Origin of the sequence: Sodalis sp. RH14 (assembly GCF_047324285.1) — a bacterium.
Taxonomy (GTDB): domain Bacteria; phylum Pseudomonadota; class Gammaproteobacteria; order Enterobacterales; family Enterobacteriaceae; genus Acerihabitans.
On sequence record NZ_CP178739.1, the window covers coordinates 2,628,762 to 2,648,609 of the forward strand.

Sequence of the window (19,848 nt, forward strand, 5' to 3'; positions counted from 1 at the left end):
GTTATGCTACCTCAAGGCCGGCGCCGCTGGCTACACTGACTATCGTTTCCGCCGTGACGTCGGCGGCGTTGAATTCGCCCACCATCAATCCCTCGTGCATCACGATAATGCGGTTCGCCATGCCCATGATTTCAGGCAGCTCGGACGAGACCATAATCACCGCCAGCCCCTGGCCGACCAGTTCGGCCATAAACTGATGCACCGCCGCTTTCGAACCGATATCGATCCCCTTGGTGGGTTCATCGAGGATCACGATGCGCGGCCGCGTCGCCAGCCATTTGCCGATAACCACTTTTTGCTGATTGCCGCCCGAGAGGGTTTCCACCGATTGCCGCCAGCTGAACGCCTTGACCTGCAGGCGCCGGGCGTAGTCGTCGGCCAGGGCCATTTCTTTGCTTTCATTGAGGATGCCGTGCGGATTCAACCGGCTCAACTGCGGCAGGCTGATGTTTTGATAGATGGGCAAAGCGATTACCGCCCCCTGCTGCTGGCGCTCCTCGGGCACGTAAACGATCCCGGCGTCGATAGCCTCGGCGGGGTTGGCGAAGCGCCGCGCTTTGCCGCCGATAATGATGTCCCCGCGGCTGGGCTGGGTGACGCCGAACAGCGCTTTCATTAACTCCGTGCGCCCGGCGCCGACCAGGCCGTAAAACCCCAGGATTTCGCCCTGGCGCAGCTTGAAGGAGATGGCGGAAAACTCGGTCGGATGGCTCAGATCGCGAACCGCCAGCACGGTGTCGCCGGGCTGGTGCGCGGGCGCGGGATAGGCCTGGCTGATTTCGCGCCCGACCATCATGGTGACCATTTTCGCCTCGGTCATATCGCTGATATGTCCCGAACCGATATAACTGCCGTCGCGCAGGACGGTGTAATAGTCCGAGATGGCAAAAATCTCATCGAATTTATGCGAAATAAACAGGATCGCTTTGCGCTCCTGTTTTAACCGCGCCACGATGCGGTAAAATTCGCTGATTTCATGTTGCGACAGCGCCGCGGTCGGTTCGTCGAGGATCACCACCTGGGCGTCGAAGGAGAGCGCGCGGGCAATGGCCACCATATGGCGCTGCGCGATGCTCAGCTCTTTCAACACCGCGCGCGGATCGATCTGCACGTCCAGCCGGCTGAGGATCGCGCGGGTTTGCCGGTGCATCCGCGGCCAGTCGAGACGTTTAAAGACGCCGCTGACCAGGTAGTGGCCGGCAAAAATATTCTCCGTCACCGACAGCTCGTCAAACAGCACGGTTTCCTGATGGATGGCGGTAATGCCCAGCTTATGGGCGGCGTCCGGGGTGGCCAGTTTTACCGGGATGTCTTTATAGAGTATCTCGCCTTCCTCCGGCTGGTAAATCCCGGTCATCACCTTCACCAGCGTCGATTTGCCCGCGCCGTTTTCGCCAATCAGCGCCGTCACTTTGCCGGGATAGAGGTCGACCCGCACATTTTCCAGCGCGCGCACGCCCGGAAAGATTTTCGTGATCCCCTTTAACGCTAACAATGGTGTGGCATCGGCCATGACGTCCTCCGCATTACCCTGCCGCCAGCATAAACGCCGGCTTATCCCGCCCGGGGATAAGCCGGGGCCCACATCAGAATATTTTGGAAAATTTATCGATATTGCCGGCATCATAGACAAACGGCTTCGACATGGCGCCGTTGCCGTCGGCATCCAGCTGCACGTTGCCCAACCGGCCCATGCCGGCCTGGGTGGCGGTGGTTTTGCCTTTCACCAGATCATAGGCGAGATACGTGGCCGCATAACCCAGATCGATCGGGTTCCAGATGGCGAAACTCTTGGTGGCGCCGGATTTGACCGCGCCGGCCATTTCCGAGGGCAGGCCCAGGCCGGTCACGTAGACCTGGCCGATCTTGCCCTGGTCCTTTACCGCCTGCGCCGCGGCGACGATGCCCACGGACGACGGGGAAATGATCACCTTCAGGTTGGGGTAGGTCTTCAGCAGGCCGACGGTTTCACGGTAACTTTTATCAGACAGATCATCCCCATAAGCCACGGTCACCAGGTTGACCGACGGATAGTGCGGCAGCACTTTTTTCATTTCCGCAATCCACAGGTTCTGGTTGGTGGAGGTGGGTGTGGCGCTTAAGATCGCCGTATCCCCCTTTTGCAGGCCCAGGGCGGTGATGGCGTCGGCCGCCAACTGTACGTTCATCTGGCCAATCAGGTCGTTGCTGGACGGATTGAGATGGATCTGGCGACCCTCCTTGGCCACGCCGGAATCCCAGGACACCACTTTGATGCCGCGCTGCATGGCTTTTTTCAATACCGGCACCAGGGCGTCCGGGTCGTTGGCCGACACGGCGATGGCGTCCACGCCTTGCGCAATCAGGCCGTTAAGCACTTCAATCTGCGCTTCCGCGGTGGTGGTGGTGGGCCCGGTATAAATCACCTTCACGTCGCCCAGTTCCTTGGCGGCCTGCTGGGCGCCGACGTTCGCCGCCTCGAAGAAGCCGTTGCCCAGGGATTTTGCCACCAGCGCGATTTTGATTTCGGCGGACGCCGTGCCGGCCAACGCCAGGCAAGACGCCATCAGGGCACAACTGAGTATTTTTTTTAATGTCATCGTATGTACTCCAGCTGATAATACTGCGTGGGAAATACAGGGTAATAAAAAGGACGCGGCATGGTCGTGACGCCCGGCGCAATTGCGGTTCCGGATTGAGGCTGCGGCAAAGCCGCTGTAGGGTCGTGGCCGGCAATCATAAGCATGAACCTTCCTGGAAGGTAGTGTTATGACTCTAGAACCTGGCGCCGCGCGCCGCCTTTACGCCATTGCCATCTCTCGCCGCACAGTGGCAATGACAGAAAGATGCGGATGAGCGGTATCACAAATTAATAACATTTATTTCCGGGCGTAAAACCGGGACAGGATGGCGACGCCGTCACGCGCCTGGCGGCGCCGGCACGCTATCCTGGCGCGGTTAATACCATCCCCCGGCGCATCCCGTTTCCGTGCGGCCGAACTGCCTGCGCCGCGCTTTTCAACGTCATTTCAAGTTGTTAGCTGATAAATATATAAGATATGCTGCGATGATATTTTGCAAATTCCGTCCATTCTGTATGGTGAGGTCATGACAGTCACTCCCTTACCCCGGCAGGAAAAATTATGCAGCGCTTGTTAACCGCCCTGACGTTTTTAACGCTTTTTTCACTCACCGCCGCTTCCGCGGCCTATGCCGGCGCCACCCTGGACCGTGTTAACCAGACCAAGGTGCTGCGCGACGTACTGGTAAACGATTATCCGCCGTTTGGTTTTATCGATGACAATAACCAGCTGGCCGGGTTTGATGTCGATGTGGCCAGGGCCGTGGCGCAAAAACTGGGCGTAAAGCTCGAGCTGGCCACGCCGGGATGGGAGGCCATCGTCGGCGGCAAATGGCGGGGGCGCTGGGATATATGCATCTGCTCCATGACCCCCAATACCGAACGGGCGAAAGTCCTTAATTTTCCGGTGCCATATTACAGTTCGCCGGCGGTGCTGGTGGTGAATAAAGATGAGAAAAATATTAAGGGCGCCGCCGACCTCACCAATAAAAAAGTCGGTGTCGGTATTGGCTCCAGTTATGAAAGTTACCTCAATAAAAGCCTGGTGATCCCCGGCGCCCGTCCCATTGTTTTCCCGTTTGATCATGTGCAGGTGGTGCCGACGGATGAAACCGTCGCGTTCCAGAACCTGGCCCTGGGCGCCGGCGCCCGCCTGGACGCGGTAGTGTCCGACCTGGCCACCGCCAATGCGCGTATCGCCAAAAGCGATCGTTTCCGCATCGCCGGCGAGCTGTATGCCGAGCCAAACTGGGTCGCCACCGATAAAGGGGACGCGCAATGGGATCAGACCGTGGCGGATACGGTAAACGCCCTGCGCGCCGACGGAACGCTGGCGCAGATTTCGCGCCGCTGGCTGGGAGAAGATATTACCCGGGCGCCGCAGTAATGCCGCCGTCGTCCGTCGCCGGCACGGAAAAACCGGCTCCCGACGGCGCCGCGTTCGCGCGGCAGGGCCGCGCCGGGTTCCGGCTGCGCGCCACCCTGACCTGGGCGCTGTTGCTGGCGCTGCTGCTGGGGCTGTTTTCCCGTCTGGATCTGGATTTTGCGCTGATAGGGCAAAAACTGCCGTTTATGCTTGGCCTGCGCCTGTCCCCGGACGGCTTTATCCAGGGCGCGGCCCTAACCCTGGTGATTACCGCGCTGTCGATGCTGTTTTGCACGCTGCTGGGCATAGCGACCGCCGCCGGCCGCTTGTCGTCCAGCGCCGTCGCCTTCGGCTGCGCGACGTTTTATACCTCGCTGTTTCGCGGCACGCCGCTGCTGGTGCAGGTATTGATTATCTATCTGGCGCTGCCGCAGGCGGGCATTGTGCTCGGCGCCTTCAGCTCCGGCATCATAGCCCTCTCGCTTAACTATGGCGCCTACCTGGCCGAAACCATTCGCGGCGGCGTCATTGCCGTGCCCCGGGGCCAGACCGAGGCCGCCATGGCGCTGGGATTGCCGCGCGGGGTGATTATCTTCCATATTATCGCGCCGCAGGCGCTGCGGATTATCGTGCCGCCGGTGGGGTCGCTGTTTATTTCCATGCTGAAAGACTCGTCGCTGGTGTCGTTGATGGGGCTATGGGAGCTGAATTTCCTGGCGCAATCCTATGGCCGCAGCACCTATCATTATATGGAAATGCTGACGACCGCGGCGGCCATTTACTGGCTGATGTCCATGGTGCTCGAGTTGTTCCAGGGGCGGCTGGAACGCCGTTTCGGCCGGGGTTACCCGCAGCGCGGCACGCCCCGGTGAGCCTGCGCGGGCGGCATCACTTCACTTTATTCAGGAGTCGCAAATCATGAGCAACGCCGAGCAAAAAAACACCCGCCGCGGCATCACTGTTCTGGATGGCGGCATGGGCCGCCTGCTGGAACAGCTGGGCGCGCCGTTCCGCCTGCCCGAATGGTCGGCGCTGGCGCTGATCGAGGCGCCGGAGTATGTCACGCGCGCCCATCAAATCTACGCCGACAGCGGCGCCCAGGTGCTGACCACCAATACCTTCGGGCTGGTGCCGCATATGCTGGGGGAGGCGCGTTTTCACCGCCGGGCCAGGTCGCTGGCCGGGCTGGCGGGACAACTGGCGCGCAGCGTGGCCGACCAGGCCGGCGCCGCCCGTCCGCCGTCCGCCATATTGGTGGCCGGCTCGCTGCCGCCGCTGTTTGAAAGCTATCGGCCGGATAAATTCATCCCCGCCCGCGCGGATGAAATACTGACGCCGCTGATCGCGGGATTGGCCCCCTGGATCGACTTTTGGCTGATCGAGACCCAGAGTTCGACGCGCGAGGCGCTGACGGCGCTGAACGCGGTCAGGCGTGTCAGCCCTCTGCCGGTGTATGTCGCGTATACTCTTAAGGACGAGGCCGGGCGCACCGGTCCGCCGGAGCTGCGCTCGGGGGAACCGGTGGCGGACGCCGCGGCCGCGACGCTGCGGGCGGGCGCCGCCGGAATATTGTTTAACTGCAGCCAGCCCGAGGCGATGGGCGAGGCGATCGTCGCGGCCCGGCGCGTCATTGACGCATCGGCAACCCCCACGGCGGCGCTTGGGGTCTACGCCAACGCCTTTATGCCGGAGCCTCCTTCCGATGAACCCTATGCCGGCATTTCGCGCCTCAGGGACGATCTCAGCCCGGAAAACTACCTGAAGTGGATCCGCCGCTGGGTCGGCCAGGGCGCCACCATGGTCGGCGGCTGCTGCGGCATCGGCCCCGCGCATATCGCCGCCATACGCAACGCCGGGAAAGATATTTTTCCCGGCGGGGTTGATGAATCTTAGCGGACATGGGATGCAGACCAGCAGATGTTTGCCAAGGAGGGGGGGCGGAGAAACGGCCGGGCTTCATCAGCCCGACCGCGCCGTTTACTCTACCGAGACGATTTCAAAATGATGTTTGCGATCGACGATATAGCCCTTCACCTCCTTGCGGATCGGCTCGTAGACCGTGGAATGGGCAATCAGCAGCGCGGGCGCCTGGTCGTGCATGATCACCTGGGCCTGCCGGTACAGGGCGGCGCGTTTTTGCGGGTCCGACTCGATCCGGGCGGCCTGGATCACCGTCTCAAAAGGCGGGTAGCACCATTTGGAGTAATTGGAACCATTGTGCGCGGCGTCGCAGCCGAATAACGTGGCGAAAAAATTGTCCGGATCGCCGTTATCGCCGGTCCAGCCCGCCATCATCGTCTGATGCTCGCCGTTTTTTGCCCGTTTCAGGTACTCCCCCCATTCATAGGTGACAATCCTGGCGGTGACGCCGATTTTTGCCCAGTCCGACTGGATCATCTCAGCCATGCGGCGCGCATTCGGATTATAAGGACGCTGTACCGGTATGGCCCACAGGTCGATGGCGAACCCGTCCGCCAGCCCCGCCTCCTTGAGTAATTGCCGGGCCTTGGCCGGATCGTAGGGATAGTCCTGCACGGCGTCGTTATAGCCCCACAGGATCGGGGGGATGAGATTTTTCGCCGCCTGTCCGCCGCCGAGATAGACCGCGTCAAGGATGGATTGCTTGTCCACCGCCTGGATTAGCGCCTGGCGGACCTTAAGCTGGTCCAGCGGTTTTTTTTCCACGTTAAAGGAAAGATAGCCGACGTTCAGGCCCGCCTGTTCCTTTACCACGATGTCTTTATTGTCTTTCATTTTGGCGATATCGGCGGGGTTGGGGAATGACATGACCTGACATTCATTTTTTTGCAGTTTCGCGTAGCGTATGGACGCATCGGGCGTAATGGAAAAAATCAAACGGTCTATTTTGGGTTTCTCGCCCCAATAGCCGGCAAACGCGTTGTAAACAATTTTGGAATCCTTCTGGTATTGCACTAATTGGAAAGGTCCGGTGCCGATGGGCTGCAGATCGATTTTTTCCGGAGTGCCCGCCTTCAGCATCTTCGCGGCATATTCGGCGGAGGTAATGGAGGCGAAATCCATTGCCAGGTCGGCAAGGAACGGCGATTCGGGCCGGTTCAGCACAAAACGGACGGTATCATCATCGACTTTCTCTATCCTGGCGATAAGCTTGTCCAGACCCATGCCGGAAAAGTATTGATAGTTGCCGCCGGAGACATTGTGATAGGGGTTATCGGCGTCTTTCTGGCGATTAAAGGTAAACAGGATGTCGTCGGCGTTAAAATCGCGCGTGGGGGTAAAATCGGCATTACTCTGCCATTTCACGCCATGGCGCAAATGAAAGGTGTAGGTTTTTTTATCGTCGCTGATATCCCATCTCTCCGCTAATCCCGGCTGTGTTTCCGTGGTGCCTATTTTGAACTGCACGATGCGGTTGTATATCGGTATCGAGCTGGCATCGTATGTGGTGCCCGCGGTAAAAAGCTGCGGGTTGAATCCTTCGGGGGAGCCTTCCGAACAATACACCAGCGTTTGCGCGGCAAGCGTTGATGAAAAAAGGAGGATGCCTAAGGGCAATCCGGTCGTTAACAGGCGTGGTTTCACGTCATACCTCGGTGGCTTCAGAGTAGCGTTATCAGTGTGGCGGCAAATGCCGCGCAGCGGTCGTCCGGCGAAACCAGCCTGTCGTGATGCAGGCACAGGCGGGAGTCCCCCAGGCTGGCGCCGAAGGCCGACCCCAGCGCCGACAGCCCGGGCACCTTACGTTCCATCTCGGCCCGGTCGCGCCGGCAAAAACGACAGTGCGCACAGCGGACAGCGTGGTTTTGCCGTGGCATTACAGATTACCCAGCTGGTTCCAAAAGTCCGCAAAGACATGGGCGGAAAGGAAATAACCGAGGATGACATTGACCACGACCCCGAGGGTAAATGCCCAAAACGGCCGCAGGCCGGTGCTGGTCAGGCGGGAGAAGCGGGTGCTCAGGCCAATGCTTAAAAAGCAGAAAATAAACGCCCAGGTGCGCAGCGCCGTGATCGGGGCGATAAAGGCCGGCGTCAGGGTGGTGCGGTATTCCGCCAGAGTGTAGTGGCTGCTTAGCCAGGTAACGAACAGCGAGGCCAGCACAAAACCCAACACGAATTTGGGGAAGCGCTGCCAGATTTCCGCCGCCCCGGTCCTGGCGTCGATGTCATTATCCGCGTTGCGCCAGCGGGTGGTGGCGACGATAGCCAAGGCAAATGCCCAGATGCCGATCCAGATATCGCGGCCAATCACTTTCATCAGGGTAAACGCCTGCACCGCGGCATCCGGTTTGCCGGCGATGGCGCCGGCCGAATGGGCGGCAAAATCACTGTAGGTTTGCGCCGCCGCGATGCCGGCCGCGTCGGCAAATTCCGACGTGCCTATCCAGGCGCCGGCGACGCCGGTGGAAAGCCCGAGCGCGCGCGCCGCAAACGGCAGCACCAGCAACGACACGATAGCCCAGATAATCACCAGCGAAATGGCTACCGAGGCCTGTTCGCGTTTGGCGCGCACCGCGCCCGCCACGGCGATGGCCGCCGACACGCCGCAAACGGCGCCGCCGACGCCCAGCACCGCGGCGAAACGCTGCTCAAGCCCCAGCAGGCGGGCGGCGTAATAGATGACGAAAAAGGTGACCAGCGACACGATAGCCGCCTGTCCGATCGCCACCGGACCGGCCCAGAGGATAAGCGTCAGCGGCAGCGTGGCGCCCAGCAGCACGATGCCGATTTTAATAAAGTATTCCACGCGCAGGCTTTGCGCCAGCCAGTCCGGTATCCGCCAGAGATTGGACACCGCCAGCCCCAGCACCAGGGCCAGCAGCGGCGGTTCCAGATTATAACGCGAGGCGCTGGCCCAGGCGCCGAGCTGGAAAATAAATACCGCCACAATAAACAGCACGGTAAAACCGGCCAGGAACGTGCCGGGCCGGTGGCCGATAATGGCGCCGCTGACGGTAAGCAGCACCGCCCAGACCAGGTACAGCCCCGCCAGCGCGGGCAGGCGGCTGACCAGATCCCGGCCCGCCTCATCCAGGGTGGTCCATTTCGCCGGCGCGGTAGCCAGCCATTTGATACTGCCGCCCTGTGAAAACAGGATAAACGCGGTACCGATTAACGCGAGCGCCAGGATGATCGACCACCAGTCCTCCTGTTGCCACCAGCGGGACGCCCGCGGCTCTTCAGGCGGGACGATTGCCGCGCCGTTATGTTCGCTTATGCTCATTATTCCTGCCCTAATGGAGAAGTGATTATTAGAATAATCAGCGGGTAAAAAGCCGCTGTTCCCCGAAAAATAGCGGAAATGCCCCGGACTGGGTATTACTATTAAGTTATGGTTAATAACTAATGATTATATATTAGGACGTGAGGCTAAATGGCGCCGAAAATAAACAACCCAGGTCCTGCTATTGTCTTAATGTACTTTATAAACCTGAAATCAAGATATAGGCGCCGCGCCGCTAGGCGTTAATTTTTTTCAGCAGCAGGTATTGACGGCCGCGATACAGTATTAACGCCAGCAAAATCAGGCAACAGCCCACGGCCTTTTGCGCCGGCATATTTTCTCCATACCATAGGGTCGCGAGCAGAACGGTCCATACCGGTTCCAATACCATGATAATGGCGGCATTGGCCACGCTGGTTTTTTTCTGCCCCGCCATTTGCAATAAAAATCGTAACGAGGTGGCAATAATCGCGCTGGCCGCGAACCATAGCCAAATATCGGCGCCGATCGCGGCGGGCCATGTCTCGTAGTACCATGAAAGCGCCACGCCGCAGAGGCCGGTGCAAAACAACTGGATACAGGTTAAGGGCAATACCGGCATTAAACGGGCAAAACGGCTGTTCACACAAAAATATACCGCCTGGGCCAGCGCGGCGCAGAGAAACCAGAACTGGCTGACGGAAAGTTGCCAGCCGTGGGTCAGGGTAAGCAGGGCCAGACCCGCCAGCGCCAGCGGCAACGATTCCCAAAACGGGCGCGACGGCGGCATCCTGAATAGAATCCACGCCGCCAACGGCACAAACAGCATGGACAGGCTCATGATAAACGCGCCTTCTCCCAGGGCATGACTGAGCGATACCGCATAGATCCACAGCAATAGCGATACCGCCTGCAGGCAACCCACGCCGATAATGCCGGGGATCGCCGCCGGGATGATGTGGTTTCGCCGGCCGAAGCAAAAGGGCAGCAGGAACGCGGCGGCAAGTAAAAACCGCGCGCCGATAAAACCGAACGTCGGCATTCCCTGTAACGATTCCTTGGAGAAGATCCATCCAAAACCCGCAATTAACGTTGTTGCCACTAATAACAAATCCGCGCGCCGTTGTTGGCTTATCATTATCCGCTTACCAGCCTGTGCTTATATGAATATTTCGCCGTTGTACCCGCCGGAAAAGAACCATCGCCGGCCGTGGTCATTATCTCTTTTACCATAATGACTTAACCCATCCATAAATCAATATCTACGCTTATGGTGTTTGGCGGCGGCCAGCACAGGGCGGACACCCGCCGGCCTGTGAGACCTGGGCATGCCGCTGGATATAAACAGACCTGAGAATTCTTCAGTGCCACATTTTCGACGCACTTCAATGAGGAAATATATGGATATCCCCGCAATCTCATCCGCCGGTCTCTCTCCGGGAATTGTAAATGGATTTGACCACGCTGATACACAACAAAATAACGCTCTGTTGGCCGAGTGGGACAACTGGGCTAAGCTGGCGCCGGACGGCGAGGCTGAATATCGCAACAAAGCCGTGCTTATGCTAAAAGATTGTCTGGAACGCGGCGCGACCTATCTGAACCTGAACTGCCTGAATATTTCAAGCTTGCCGGCAAGCTTGCCGCCGACGCTGACGTCGCTTTACCTTGATAATACGCACCTGGCGAAGTTATCGGATACTCTGCCGGAGGGATTACAGACACTGAGCGTCAGCAACACGCCGCTGGAAAGCATTTCAGCCGGTCTGCCCCAGGGGTTGCAGACGCTTTCCGCCAACCGCACAAACTTGACCGCTTTGCCCGAACTGCCTTCGACGCTCACCAGCCTCGACGTCAGTAACACGATGCTAACTGAGCTGCCCACGTTACCCGAGGGTTTGGCGATCATCCATGCCTCCGATACCCAGTTGGCACGCTTACCCGCCAATCTGTCGGGGACATTAAAGCTGTATATCGCCAATACCCCGCTGGCATCGTTAATCGATAAGATGCTGCCCGGCATCCTGCTGTCCGGTGGGCTGTTCAGCGCCGGCGCATTGCTGGGGGGAGTACTGCCTGGATGGTTAACCGGGGGCTTGCACGGCGATGGCATAATTGGCGACCCCGTCCCAGATTTGCCCGGCGTTGGAATCATTGACGGCCCCGCCGGCGGCTTACCCGGCAATGGGATTATCGAGGGCGCCACCGGCGGCGTGCCCGGCGGCGCGATGGTTGGCGCAATAGCCGGGGAATCCCCGCTTGGCGCGGCAAACGCGGCGATGGCCGGTGCGATATCGGACGAGGGTATTCTCGATCTCAGCAAGGTCCCCCGCAGCCGTTTGGCCAGCAGCGAGGCGACCGTGCCTGCGCATCCCGACACGGAGGCGCTAACCTCATAAAGCGCACCGGGTCGTGATGTTATCCTGAGAAGGCCGCCTGGCGGTCTTCTTTTTTTACGGCGTCCCGCTATCAGCCGGCATGGTCCGGGCGGCTATCGTGGCGCGTGAATGCCGTTGCCGCGGCGACAGTGCGGCCCGGCAACCAGCCCAGCTCCAGCGAAATTTTGTGGGCGGTCTCCATCACCAGCCCGGCCAGTCCCTCCAGGCGGGGGAGGGGCAACCGTTCCGCCGGCCCGGACACACTGAGCGCGGCGAAAACCTGGCCATTGGCGCCGCGTATGGGCGCGCCGACGCAGTGCACGCCAAGTTCATTTTCCTGCAAATCGTAAGCGCAGCCTCGTTCATAAATCAGCCGCAGTTCCGCCAGCAGCAGATCGCCGTCGGTAATGGTGTGCGGCGTGCGTTCCGGCAGGGAATCGCTAATGATTTTATGTATAAGGCCGGCGGATTGCCAGGCGAGAAACGCCTTGCCGACGCTGGTACAGTGCACCGGCGCCGCCTCGATGCGGGTTATCATGGTATTGCCGCTGCTGTTCATGGCCTGCCGTTCCACAAAGGCCATCTGCGCGCCGTCAAAAATGCACAGATGCGTATTTTCGCCGGTGATCAGCTGCAGCCGGGTAGCATAAGGACGGGCATGGCTGTCCAGATCGAGGTTTTGCAATACCAGGCTCCCCAGCTGAAATAATTTCATGCCCAGCTTGTAGGTATCCCGTTTGCCGTTTTGTTCCAGCAAACCGATATCCCGCAGCGACGACACCAGGCGATGGGTGGTGGCGCGCGGCAATCCCGTGCGCGCGGCAATATCCGCCGGCGTCAGATCGGCGTCGCGTTGGGAGAAGCATTCCAGGATTTGCATAACCTTGATCAGGCTTTTGATCGATGCCTGCTGGGCGACCTCAGCGTCGGCGCGTGTTTTCATACCTACTCCCTGCATCAGATAACGGACCACCGCGATGGCTTACCTACCGTCGCTTAGCTTACCATGCCCGGGCCAGGTCCGGGCGTGGCCGCCCTTTGCCAGCGCGCATGCGCCGTTTTTGCTTAAAAAAAACCTTCATCGCCATTATATCCCGAATTGCGGGATGTTCACGCGCTGAGTCAATCACGCCCGGCGCGCCGCCTTATACCGGCGCGGCGCCATGCGGCCGCAGTTCCGGGGGCAGCAGCGCGGCGGGGAAATCCTGGTAACAGACCGGACGCAGGAAGCGGCTAATGGCGCCGGCGCCCACCGACGTGGTGCGCGCATCGCTGGTGGCGGGGAAGGGACCGCCGTGCACCATGGCGTAACCCACGTCCACTCCTGTGGGGAAGCCGTTGACCAGCAGCCGTCCGGCGCGGCGCTCCAGGGTGGGCAGCAGCGCCCGCGCATCGTCGTGATCGGCATCGTCCAGATGCAGGCTGACGGTCAGCTGGCCTTCCAGCGCCTGTACCACCGCCAGCAATTGCCGGTTATCCCGGCAGCGCACCACCAGTGAAGTGGGTCCGAACACTTCCTGGCTCAGCGACGGCTGGGCGAGGAAATCGCCGGCATCCGTCACCAGCACCGCCGCCTGCGCCTGGTTGGGCGCCCGCGCCGGTTGTCCCGCGGCAAGCCGGCCGACGCCGCCGGCAGCGCCGAGCGCCGCGGTGTTTTCCCGCCATGCCCGCCAGATGGCGCCGGTCAGCATGGTGGCGGCGGGCTTCTCTCGCAGCGCCAGTGTTACCTGCCGGCAGAAATGCCGCAGCGGTTCGCCGTCGATGGCCAACACCAGTCCGGGGCAGGTGCAGAACTGGCCGGCGCCCAAGGTCAGCGACTCCACATAGCCGCCGGCGATGGCTGCGCCCCGGTGAGCCAACGCGGCCGGCAACAGGATCTGGGGATTAACGCTGCTCATTTCGGCATACACCGGTATCGGCACGGCGCGTTGCCGCGCCTGGGCCACCAGCGCCAGGCCGCCCGCCCGCGAGCCGGTAAAGCCTACCGCCTGGATCAGCGGATGCGCCACCAGCCGTTCGCCCACGCTGTGTTCGGCGCCATGCAGCAGCGAAAACACGCCGGGCGGCAGCCGCAGTTGCTCCGCCGCCTGCTGGATGGCCCGTCCCACCAGCTCGCTGGTACCGGGATGCGCCGGATGCGCCTTGACCACAATCGGGCAACCGGCCGCCAGCGCCGAGGCGCTATCGCCGCCGGCAACCGAAAACGCCAGCGGAAAATTACTGGCGCCGAATACGGCCACCGGCCCGAGCGCGATATGACGCTGGCGTAAGTCCGGGCGCGGCAGCGGCTTGCGCGCGGGCAGCGCTTGTTCAATGATGACCTGCAAAAATTCCCCGCGCCGCACCACCTCGGCAAACAGCGCCAGCTGTCCAAGGGTACGGGCCCGCTCGCCCTCGATACGCCCGCGCGGCAGCCCGGTTTCCTGTACGGCGCGCGCAATCAGCGCATCGCCCAACGCCTGAATATTGTCGCCGATGCGCGTCAGGAAATCGGCGCGCAGCGTCAGCGGCAGCGCGCGGTAAACATCAAAGGCCTGTTCCGCCAGTTGGCAGGCGCGATCGATCTGCGCGGGCGCGGCATCATAAAAATCAGGTGCCAGCGGCCTGTCGCCGGCGGGATCGGCGGCGTGGAACCGCGTGCCGCCCCCTTGTTGCATTTCGCTGCCAATAATCAGGTTGCCTGTAAGCTCCATCGCCTGCCTCCTCATGAAAACGCGGCGCGTATCTTCTGACCCGGCGCCATAATTATCGCGTAAATCCCATAATGTGGGATATGAATAAATAATTTTACGGTTATATACCGTGATGTAAATAGAACCCGCTGTGATTTTACTGCGGCTACGCTTGGGTTTTCATTTCGTTATTTGATTAAATAGCTATTAATCATAAAGTTGAATGTAATTATTTGATAATAGTGGTTATTTTGTTTGGATTTTATTGCTATTAAATGTGATTTAAATCCCATATTGATGGATTTAGTATTGATCAAAGAAAAATTATCTCACATTAATAGATGTATATCGTATTCGCAACATCCCCATAACAGGAGTGTAAAATGAGTCAGAATAACCATGCTAATCTAAAGGCTAAACTGCGCGGGGTGCTGCCGCCTATCGCCATGCCGTTCGATGCCCGGGGTGAACTGGTGACCGGCGGGCTGAAACCGCAGATTGATTTTATTATCAACAGCGGCGCCGGCGCGATTGTGGTCGGCGGCAGCACCGGCGAAGGCCATACGCTCTCCGACAGTGAATTTAAACAGGCGATGACCGAGGCATATGAAGCCAATAACGGCCGCGTGCCCTTCGTCGCGGGACTTATCGTTAACAGCACCCGCCAGGCGATTGCCCGCGTCAAAATGCTGGCCGGCATGAAACTCGATGCGCTGCAGGTCACGCCGGTGCACTATCTGTTCAAGCCGGATGCCGAGGCCACGGTGCGGCATTTTCGTGAAATCTACGATGCCACCGGCGTTCCTATCCTTATCTATAACGTTATCCCCTGGAACTACCTCAGCCTGGAGCTGATGGGCCGCATTATGGATGAAGTGCCCGGCGTGGTGGGCATGAAGCAAAGCTCCGGCGACCTGAAAGCCGTGTCCGATCTGCTGCTCAGCTGCCCGGATAAAATTATCCTCAGCGGCGTGGATGCGCTGCTGTATCCCGCTTTTGCCCTGGGCTGCCAGGGCGCGATTTCGGCGCTGACCAGCGCGGTGCCCTCAGTGGTGCATGACCTGTTTACCGCCGTGGAAAACAACGATCACGCCACCGCGCGCGCCCTGCATTTCGGCCTGGCCGGGCTGTGGAATACGCTGCCCCACGATAATTTGCCCGCCTGCGTAAAATATATCCAGTCGCTGCAAGGGGTGCCGCTGTTCCAGCCGCGTCCGCCGATGCAGCCGGTCAGCGAAGCGCTGAAACGCCAGATCAAACAGGCTTTTGATCACCTGATGGGGTAAAGCCACTCCGGCCTGCGTCCACGCTGGGACGCAGGCCCATAATCATAGCCCAGCGCCCCCGTACCCGGCGCGATGGAGGCGAACGGCGATGAAATCTTATCACTCTGCATTCGCGGCCGATGCGCATGAAAATACCGCGCCGGCATACCTGAACCTGACCAGGCCTAAACACCATAATCTGCGATGGCTCATTATTGGCATCATTGCACTACTCACTATTACCAATTATCTGGATCGCGGCAATCTCTCCGTGGCGGCGCCGCAGATTATGCGGGATTTGCATATCAGCAACGCCATGATGGGGGTGATCCTCTCGGCCTTTGTCTGGCCTTACGCCATCATGAATTTGCCCGCCGGCTGGGCGGTGGACCGTTTTGGCGTCAGGCTGTTGCTCGCGCTGGCGGCGGGGCTGTGGTCGATTGTCGCCATCCTTACCGGCTTTGCCCGCGGCGTCGGCGCGTTTATCGGCCTGCGCGTCGCGCTGGGCATCAGCGAGGCGCCGTTATTTCCCGCCGCGCTGAAAGCGGCCGACACCTGGTTTCCCGAACGGGAAAAAGCGGCGGCCACCAGCGCCTATATCGCGGCCACCCAAGTGGGGCTGGCGCTGGCGCCGCCCATTTCGACACTGCTGATGGCGCAATTCGGCTGGCCGGTAATGTTTATCATCATGGGGATGCTGGGTTTTATCGCCCTCATCGGCTGGCTGGTTATCTACCGCGAACCGGAGCGGCATCCCCGGCTGCACCGGGACGAGCTGCGCTATATCAGCGCCGGCCAGCAGCAGCGCCGCGACGCCGCGCTTGCCGGCCGGGGCCGGGTTTCGCTGCGTGAATGGAGCGGCCTGTTCACCTACGCCACCACCTGGTACATGGTAATCGGCGGCTTTTGCCTGCAATACGTCTTCTGGTTCTACATCACCTGGCTGCCGACCTACCTCCAGCAGGCGCAGGGCTTTACCCTTAACCGCGCGGGCCTGCTCTCGGCGCTGCCTTATATTGCCGGCGGCGTGGCGGTGCTGATCGGCGGCCGATTCTCCGATCGGCTGGTGAGCCGCGGCGTGGATCCGTTCAAGGCCCGCCGCTGCACCATCGCCGGGGCCGCGGTAATGACCGCGCTGGCGATGTTTGTCACCGCCGCGTCCAACGGGCCGGCGCTGGCGGTGGCGCTGCTGACGCTCGGCATGTTTACCTACAGCCTTTCCTCCGGCAACTACTGGACATTGGCCGCCGAAGCCGTCACCTCCAGACGCCTGGTCGCCTCGGTGGGCAGCATCCAGAATTTCGGCGGCTTCCTCGGCGGCGCCTGTTCGCCCATCGTCACCGGCGTGGTGGTCGACAGGTTCGGCGGTTTTGTCCCCGCGCTGGTGGTGGCCGGCGCCATGGCGCTTGTTTCGGCCGTCATGTATGGCTTTGCGTTGCGCCGGCGCCTGCCGGTATAACCGGTGGAAATCTCCGCGCGCCGCCAGGAGTCGCGGGGCGCGCTTTTCTCAGGATGGCCTGAACGGCCGGCGTTGTAATTCTTAGCAGTATTGTGTATTTATTTAACCTCATTGCTAAGGTTTATGGTGACCATGCCGGCCAGCCACTCTGAAGAGAAGGACAATACGCCATGAAGAAGATTGGATTTTTGTCGTTTGGCCACTGGACGCCTTCCCCGCAGTCGGGGACCCGCTCCGCCGCCGATGCGCTGCTGCAATCCATCGAGCTGGCCGTCGCCGCCGAGGAACTGGGCGCGGACGGCGCCTATTTCCGCGTGCACCACTTCGCCCGCCAGCTCAGCTCTCCGTTCCCGCTGCTGGCCGCGGTCGGCGCCAGGACCCGCCGTATCGAGATCGGCACCGGCGTTATCGATATGCGTTATGAAAACCCTCATTATATGGCCGAGGACGCCGGCGCGGCCGACCTTATCGCCGGCGGGCGCCTGCAGCTCGGCATCAGCCGGGGTTCGCCCGAGCAGGTCATTGAGGGCTGGCGCCACTTCGGCTACCGGCCCGCCGAAGGCGAGACGGATGCCGATATGGCCCGGCGTCATACCGAAACCCTGCTTGAGGTGCTGCGCGGAGAAGGATTCGCCCAGCCCAATCCGCAGCCGATGTTTCCCAACCCGCCGGGACTGCTGCGTCTCGAACCTTACTCCGCCGGCCTGCGCGAGCGTATCTGGTGGGGGGCCGGCTCAAATGCCACCGCGGTCTGGGCGGCAAAGCTTGGGATGAACCTGCAAAGCTCCACGCTAAAGGATGACGAGACCGGCGAACCGTTCCATGTGCAGCAGGCCGCGCAGATCCGCGCCTACCGCGCGGCCTGGCAGGAAGCCGGGCATACGCGCGCGCCCCGGGTATCGGTGAGCCGCAGCATCTTCGCCCTGATGGACGAGCGCGATCGCGCCTATTTCGGCAACAGCAGCCGCGACGGCGATCAGATCGGTTTCCTCGACGAAAAGACCCGCGCCATCTTCGGCCGCAGCTACGCCGCCGAACCGGATGTGCTGATAAAGGAACTGGCGCAGGATGAAGCGATTGCCGAGGCCGACACGCTGCTGCTAACCGTACCGAACCAGTTAGGCGTCGACTATAACGCGCACGTGATCGAGGCGATATTGCACCATGTCGCGCCCGGCCTGGGCTGGCGCTGACCGTACCGGCGCCTGCGCGCCGCATTAGCGGCGCGGCGGTCATGGCGGCATGGATCATTGCCCGCCGGTATTTTTACTTATTCGCGCCACGCCGGCGCTTAAATTAAATTTATCATTACCCTGTTCCGGACGGGAATCACTATTTCGCCGCCGTTAACATTCGTTAAGATATAACCTATTTACAGGAGATGCTTATAACAGCAGTCAGCCAATATTGTCCCTGCCGCGCCATGCCAGGGTAATTTTTTCATGCTAAGCTATGCGCCGTCTGTTCCTGTGATTGTTTGAGGTACGCCCCATGTTAGGACTTTCCCAATTGTTGCAAGCGGTAACCTTGGGTTTGGTATTGCTGTTGCCGCTGGTGAATCCGTTAACATCGGTTGCGCTGTTATTAAGCCTTTCCGGCAACATGAGCTATAAAGAAGTCAAACATCAGGCGTTTCTGGCCTCGGTGTACGTCTTTTTCATCATGATCGTCGCTTTTTATGCCGGCCAGCTGGTGATGAACACCTTTGGCATTTCCATCCCGGGACTCAGGATTGCCGGCGGGCTGATTGTCGCGTTTATCGGTTTTCGCATGCTTTTTCCCCATCCCCGCCATGAAAAATCCTCTATCGTGGATGCCAAACATCAAGAGATGCTGAACGAGGGTTCGGAAAGCATTGCCTTTGTGCCGTTGGCCATGCCGGGCAGCGCCGGGCCCGGCACCATCGCCATGATCATCAGTTCGGTTTCCACGTTAAAAGATAATTCTCTGGGGTTTGAAAGCTGGGTATTGCTGGTCAGTCCAGCGCTGACCTTTGCCACCATCTCTTTTATCCTTTGGATTTGCCTGAACGGCTCCGGCGTTATTATGCGCCTGATTGGCAAAAGCGGTATCGATGCCATATCCCGATTAATGGGTTTTCTGCTGGTATGCGTAGGGGTGCAGTTTATAATTAATGGCGTTTTAGAAATCATCGCGGTGCATTAATACATTACTTAATTAAAAGATTAAGCCGGATATTAAAATACCGGTCTTAATCTTTAATCATCATACGTCGCCAGAAAAAAAGCACCGCCGATTTTTATTCGTCAAAGCTTGGTAATATGCCAGTAACAACTCTATAGTATGGTTTCTACCGCAGAATATCGGCGCGAAATAGCGTATTGGTAAATGGCGAACAACAATGATGCCGGGAGGGACTATGCCGCAATGGATATCGACCGCCATTGCCAACTACGGATACGCCGCCCTGTTTATCGCCGTTCTGGTGGAAGGCCCGATGGCGACAGTCTTTGGCGCGATCCTGGCATCCCAGGGCCTGCTGCATATCAGCGGCGTTTATGCCGTCAGCGTGGCGGGCGACCTGACCGGGGACGTGATTCTCTATGGGCTGGGCCGGAGTGGGCGCATCACCACGTTGTTGCTGCGGCGCCGTTTCGACCTCCAGGGCGGCCGGCAGCTGGAGCCGCTGATGGCGCGGTTTCGCCGCCATCCCGGGCGCGTGCTGGTCACGGCGAAGCTGACGCATGCGGCGGGGTTCGTGGTGTTGTTAAGCGCCGGCGCGGCAAAAATTCCGCTCGGGCTGTTTCTTGGTTTCAATCTCCTGGCGACGCTGCCCAAGTCCGGCTTATTGCTCTTGCTGGGCTGGTTTGCCGGCGCCGCATGGGCGCGTATCAATGTATGGCTGTGGCTGTTTTCCTGTGCGTTGCTGGTGTCGCTCGCCATCGCGGTGGTCGTCTACCGGCGCCGGAATAACGGAGTGGAGCTGCCAGGGGGGTAATTCC

General features: G+C 59.9%; 17 protein-coding genes. 9 read left to right on the forward strand and 8 right to left on the reverse strand.

Annotated elements, in window-relative coordinates; translation table 11 throughout:
- Position 1: 1 nt before the first annotated feature.
- Positions 2-1,513: a sugar ABC transporter ATP-binding protein gene (locus ACL2XQ_RS12015; protein ID WP_413740398.1), complete on the reverse strand. Its 1,512-nt coding sequence runs from the start codon at positions 1,511-1,513 to the stop codon at positions 2-4.
- A 73-nt stretch (positions 1,514-1,586) separates the two neighbouring features.
- Entirely contained in the window at positions 1,587-2,546 is a 960-nt protein-coding gene (rhaS, locus tag ACL2XQ_RS12020) for a rhamnose ABC transporter substrate-binding protein (protein WP_413723449.1), read from the reverse strand.
- Positions 2,547-3,122: 576 nt separating this feature from the next.
- On the opposite strand from rhaS, the gene ACL2XQ_RS12025 reads away from it, so the two are divergent.
- Genes ACL2XQ_RS12025 through ACL2XQ_RS12035 form a run of 3 tightly spaced genes read left to right on the forward strand, consistent with a single transcriptional unit; the run spans position 3,123 to position 5,819 of the window.
- Complete coding sequence (locus tag ACL2XQ_RS12025; protein ID WP_413723010.1) at positions 3,123-3,947, forward strand: transporter substrate-binding domain-containing protein; 825 nt, start codon at positions 3,123-3,125, stop codon at positions 3,945-3,947.
- The gene (locus ACL2XQ_RS12030; protein ID WP_413723009.1) at positions 3,947-4,798 is read left to right on the forward strand and encodes an amino acid ABC transporter permease; all 852 of its coding nucleotides are present in this window, start codon (positions 3,947-3,949) and stop codon (positions 4,796-4,798) included. The genes ACL2XQ_RS12025 and ACL2XQ_RS12030 overlap by 1 nt, the downstream gene beginning before the upstream one ends.
- 46 nt (positions 4,799-4,844) lie before the next feature.
- The gene (locus ACL2XQ_RS12035; protein WP_413728208.1) at positions 4,845-5,819 is read left to right on the forward strand and encodes a homocysteine S-methyltransferase family protein; all 975 of its coding nucleotides are present in this window, start codon (positions 4,845-4,847) and stop codon (positions 5,817-5,819) included.
- Between the two features lie 84 nt (positions 5,820-5,903).
- On the opposite strand, the gene dppA is transcribed toward ACL2XQ_RS12035, so the two are convergent.
- The 4 genes from dppA to ACL2XQ_RS12055 form a co-directional block, all read right to left on the reverse strand.
- The gene (gene dppA, locus ACL2XQ_RS12040) at positions 5,904-7,478 is read right to left on the reverse strand and encodes a dipeptide ABC transporter periplasmic-binding protein DppA (RefSeq protein WP_413740517.1); all 1,575 of its coding nucleotides are present in this window, start codon (positions 7,476-7,478) and stop codon (positions 5,904-5,906) included.
- Positions 7,479-7,507: 29 nt separating this feature from the next.
- A complete protein-coding gene (locus ACL2XQ_RS12045; RefSeq protein ID WP_410014740.1) occupies positions 7,508-7,657 on the reverse strand; it encodes a hypothetical protein in 150 nt (49 codons plus the stop codon).
- Positions 7,658-7,722: 65 nt separating this feature from the next.
- Entirely contained in the window at positions 7,723-9,132 is a 1,410-nt protein-coding gene (locus tag ACL2XQ_RS12050) for a YeiH family protein (RefSeq protein WP_410014741.1), read from the reverse strand.
- 235 nt (positions 9,133-9,367) lie between these two features.
- A complete protein-coding gene (locus tag ACL2XQ_RS12055) occupies positions 9,368-10,246 on the reverse strand; it encodes a DMT family transporter (RefSeq protein ID WP_410016805.1) in 879 nt (292 codons plus the stop codon).
- A gap of 355 nt (positions 10,247-10,601) precedes the next feature.
- On the opposite strand from ACL2XQ_RS12055, the gene ACL2XQ_RS12060 reads away from it, so the two are divergent.
- On the forward strand, positions 10,602-11,510 hold the full coding sequence (locus ACL2XQ_RS12060; protein ID WP_413740399.1) for a hypothetical protein: 909 nt from the start codon (positions 10,602-10,604) through the stop codon (positions 11,508-11,510).
- 70 nt (positions 11,511-11,580) lie between these two features.
- Here ACL2XQ_RS12060 and ACL2XQ_RS12065 read toward each other — a convergent pair whose 3' ends face one another.
- Both ACL2XQ_RS12065 and ACL2XQ_RS12070 read right to left on the reverse strand, forming a co-directional pair.
- Positions 11,581-12,432 (reverse strand): IclR family transcriptional regulator, encoded by an 852-nt coding sequence (locus ACL2XQ_RS12065; RefSeq protein WP_413740400.1) that lies wholly within the window; start codon positions 12,430-12,432, stop codon positions 11,581-11,583.
- Positions 12,433-12,634: 202 nt separating this feature from the next.
- Positions 12,635-14,182 (reverse strand): aldehyde dehydrogenase (NADP(+)), encoded by a 1,548-nt coding sequence (locus tag ACL2XQ_RS12070; RefSeq protein WP_413740401.1) that lies wholly within the window; start codon positions 14,180-14,182, stop codon positions 12,635-12,637.
- 362 nt (positions 14,183-14,544) lie between these two features.
- Between ACL2XQ_RS12070 and ACL2XQ_RS12075 the strand changes: the two genes are divergently transcribed.
- The 5 genes from ACL2XQ_RS12075 to ACL2XQ_RS12095 all read left to right on the forward strand — a co-directional run bounded on the left by ACL2XQ_RS12075 (position 14,545) and on the right by ACL2XQ_RS12095 (position 19,844).
- On the forward strand, positions 14,545-15,447 hold the full coding sequence (locus ACL2XQ_RS12075) for a dihydrodipicolinate synthase family protein (protein WP_413740402.1): 903 nt from the start codon (positions 14,545-14,547) through the stop codon (positions 15,445-15,447).
- Positions 15,448-15,535: 88 nt separating this feature from the next.
- Positions 15,536-16,885 (forward strand): MFS transporter, encoded by a 1,350-nt coding sequence (locus tag ACL2XQ_RS12080; protein WP_413740403.1) that lies wholly within the window; start codon positions 15,536-15,538, stop codon positions 16,883-16,885.
- Positions 16,886-17,055: 170 nt separating this feature from the next.
- Positions 17,056-18,078: an LLM class flavin-dependent oxidoreductase gene (locus ACL2XQ_RS12085; RefSeq protein ID WP_410014747.1), complete on the forward strand. Its 1,023-nt coding sequence runs from the start codon at positions 17,056-17,058 to the stop codon at positions 18,076-18,078.
- A 298-nt stretch (positions 18,079-18,376) separates the two neighbouring features.
- A complete protein-coding gene (locus ACL2XQ_RS12090; protein ID WP_410014748.1) occupies positions 18,377-19,051 on the forward strand; it encodes a MarC family NAAT transporter in 675 nt (224 codons plus the stop codon).
- 214 nt (positions 19,052-19,265) lie between these two features.
- Positions 19,266-19,844, forward strand: coding sequence for a DedA family protein (locus ACL2XQ_RS12095; protein ID WP_410014749.1), 579 nt, complete (start codon positions 19,266-19,268; stop codon positions 19,842-19,844).
- The last annotated feature ends 4 nt before the right edge of the window (positions 19,845-19,848 follow it).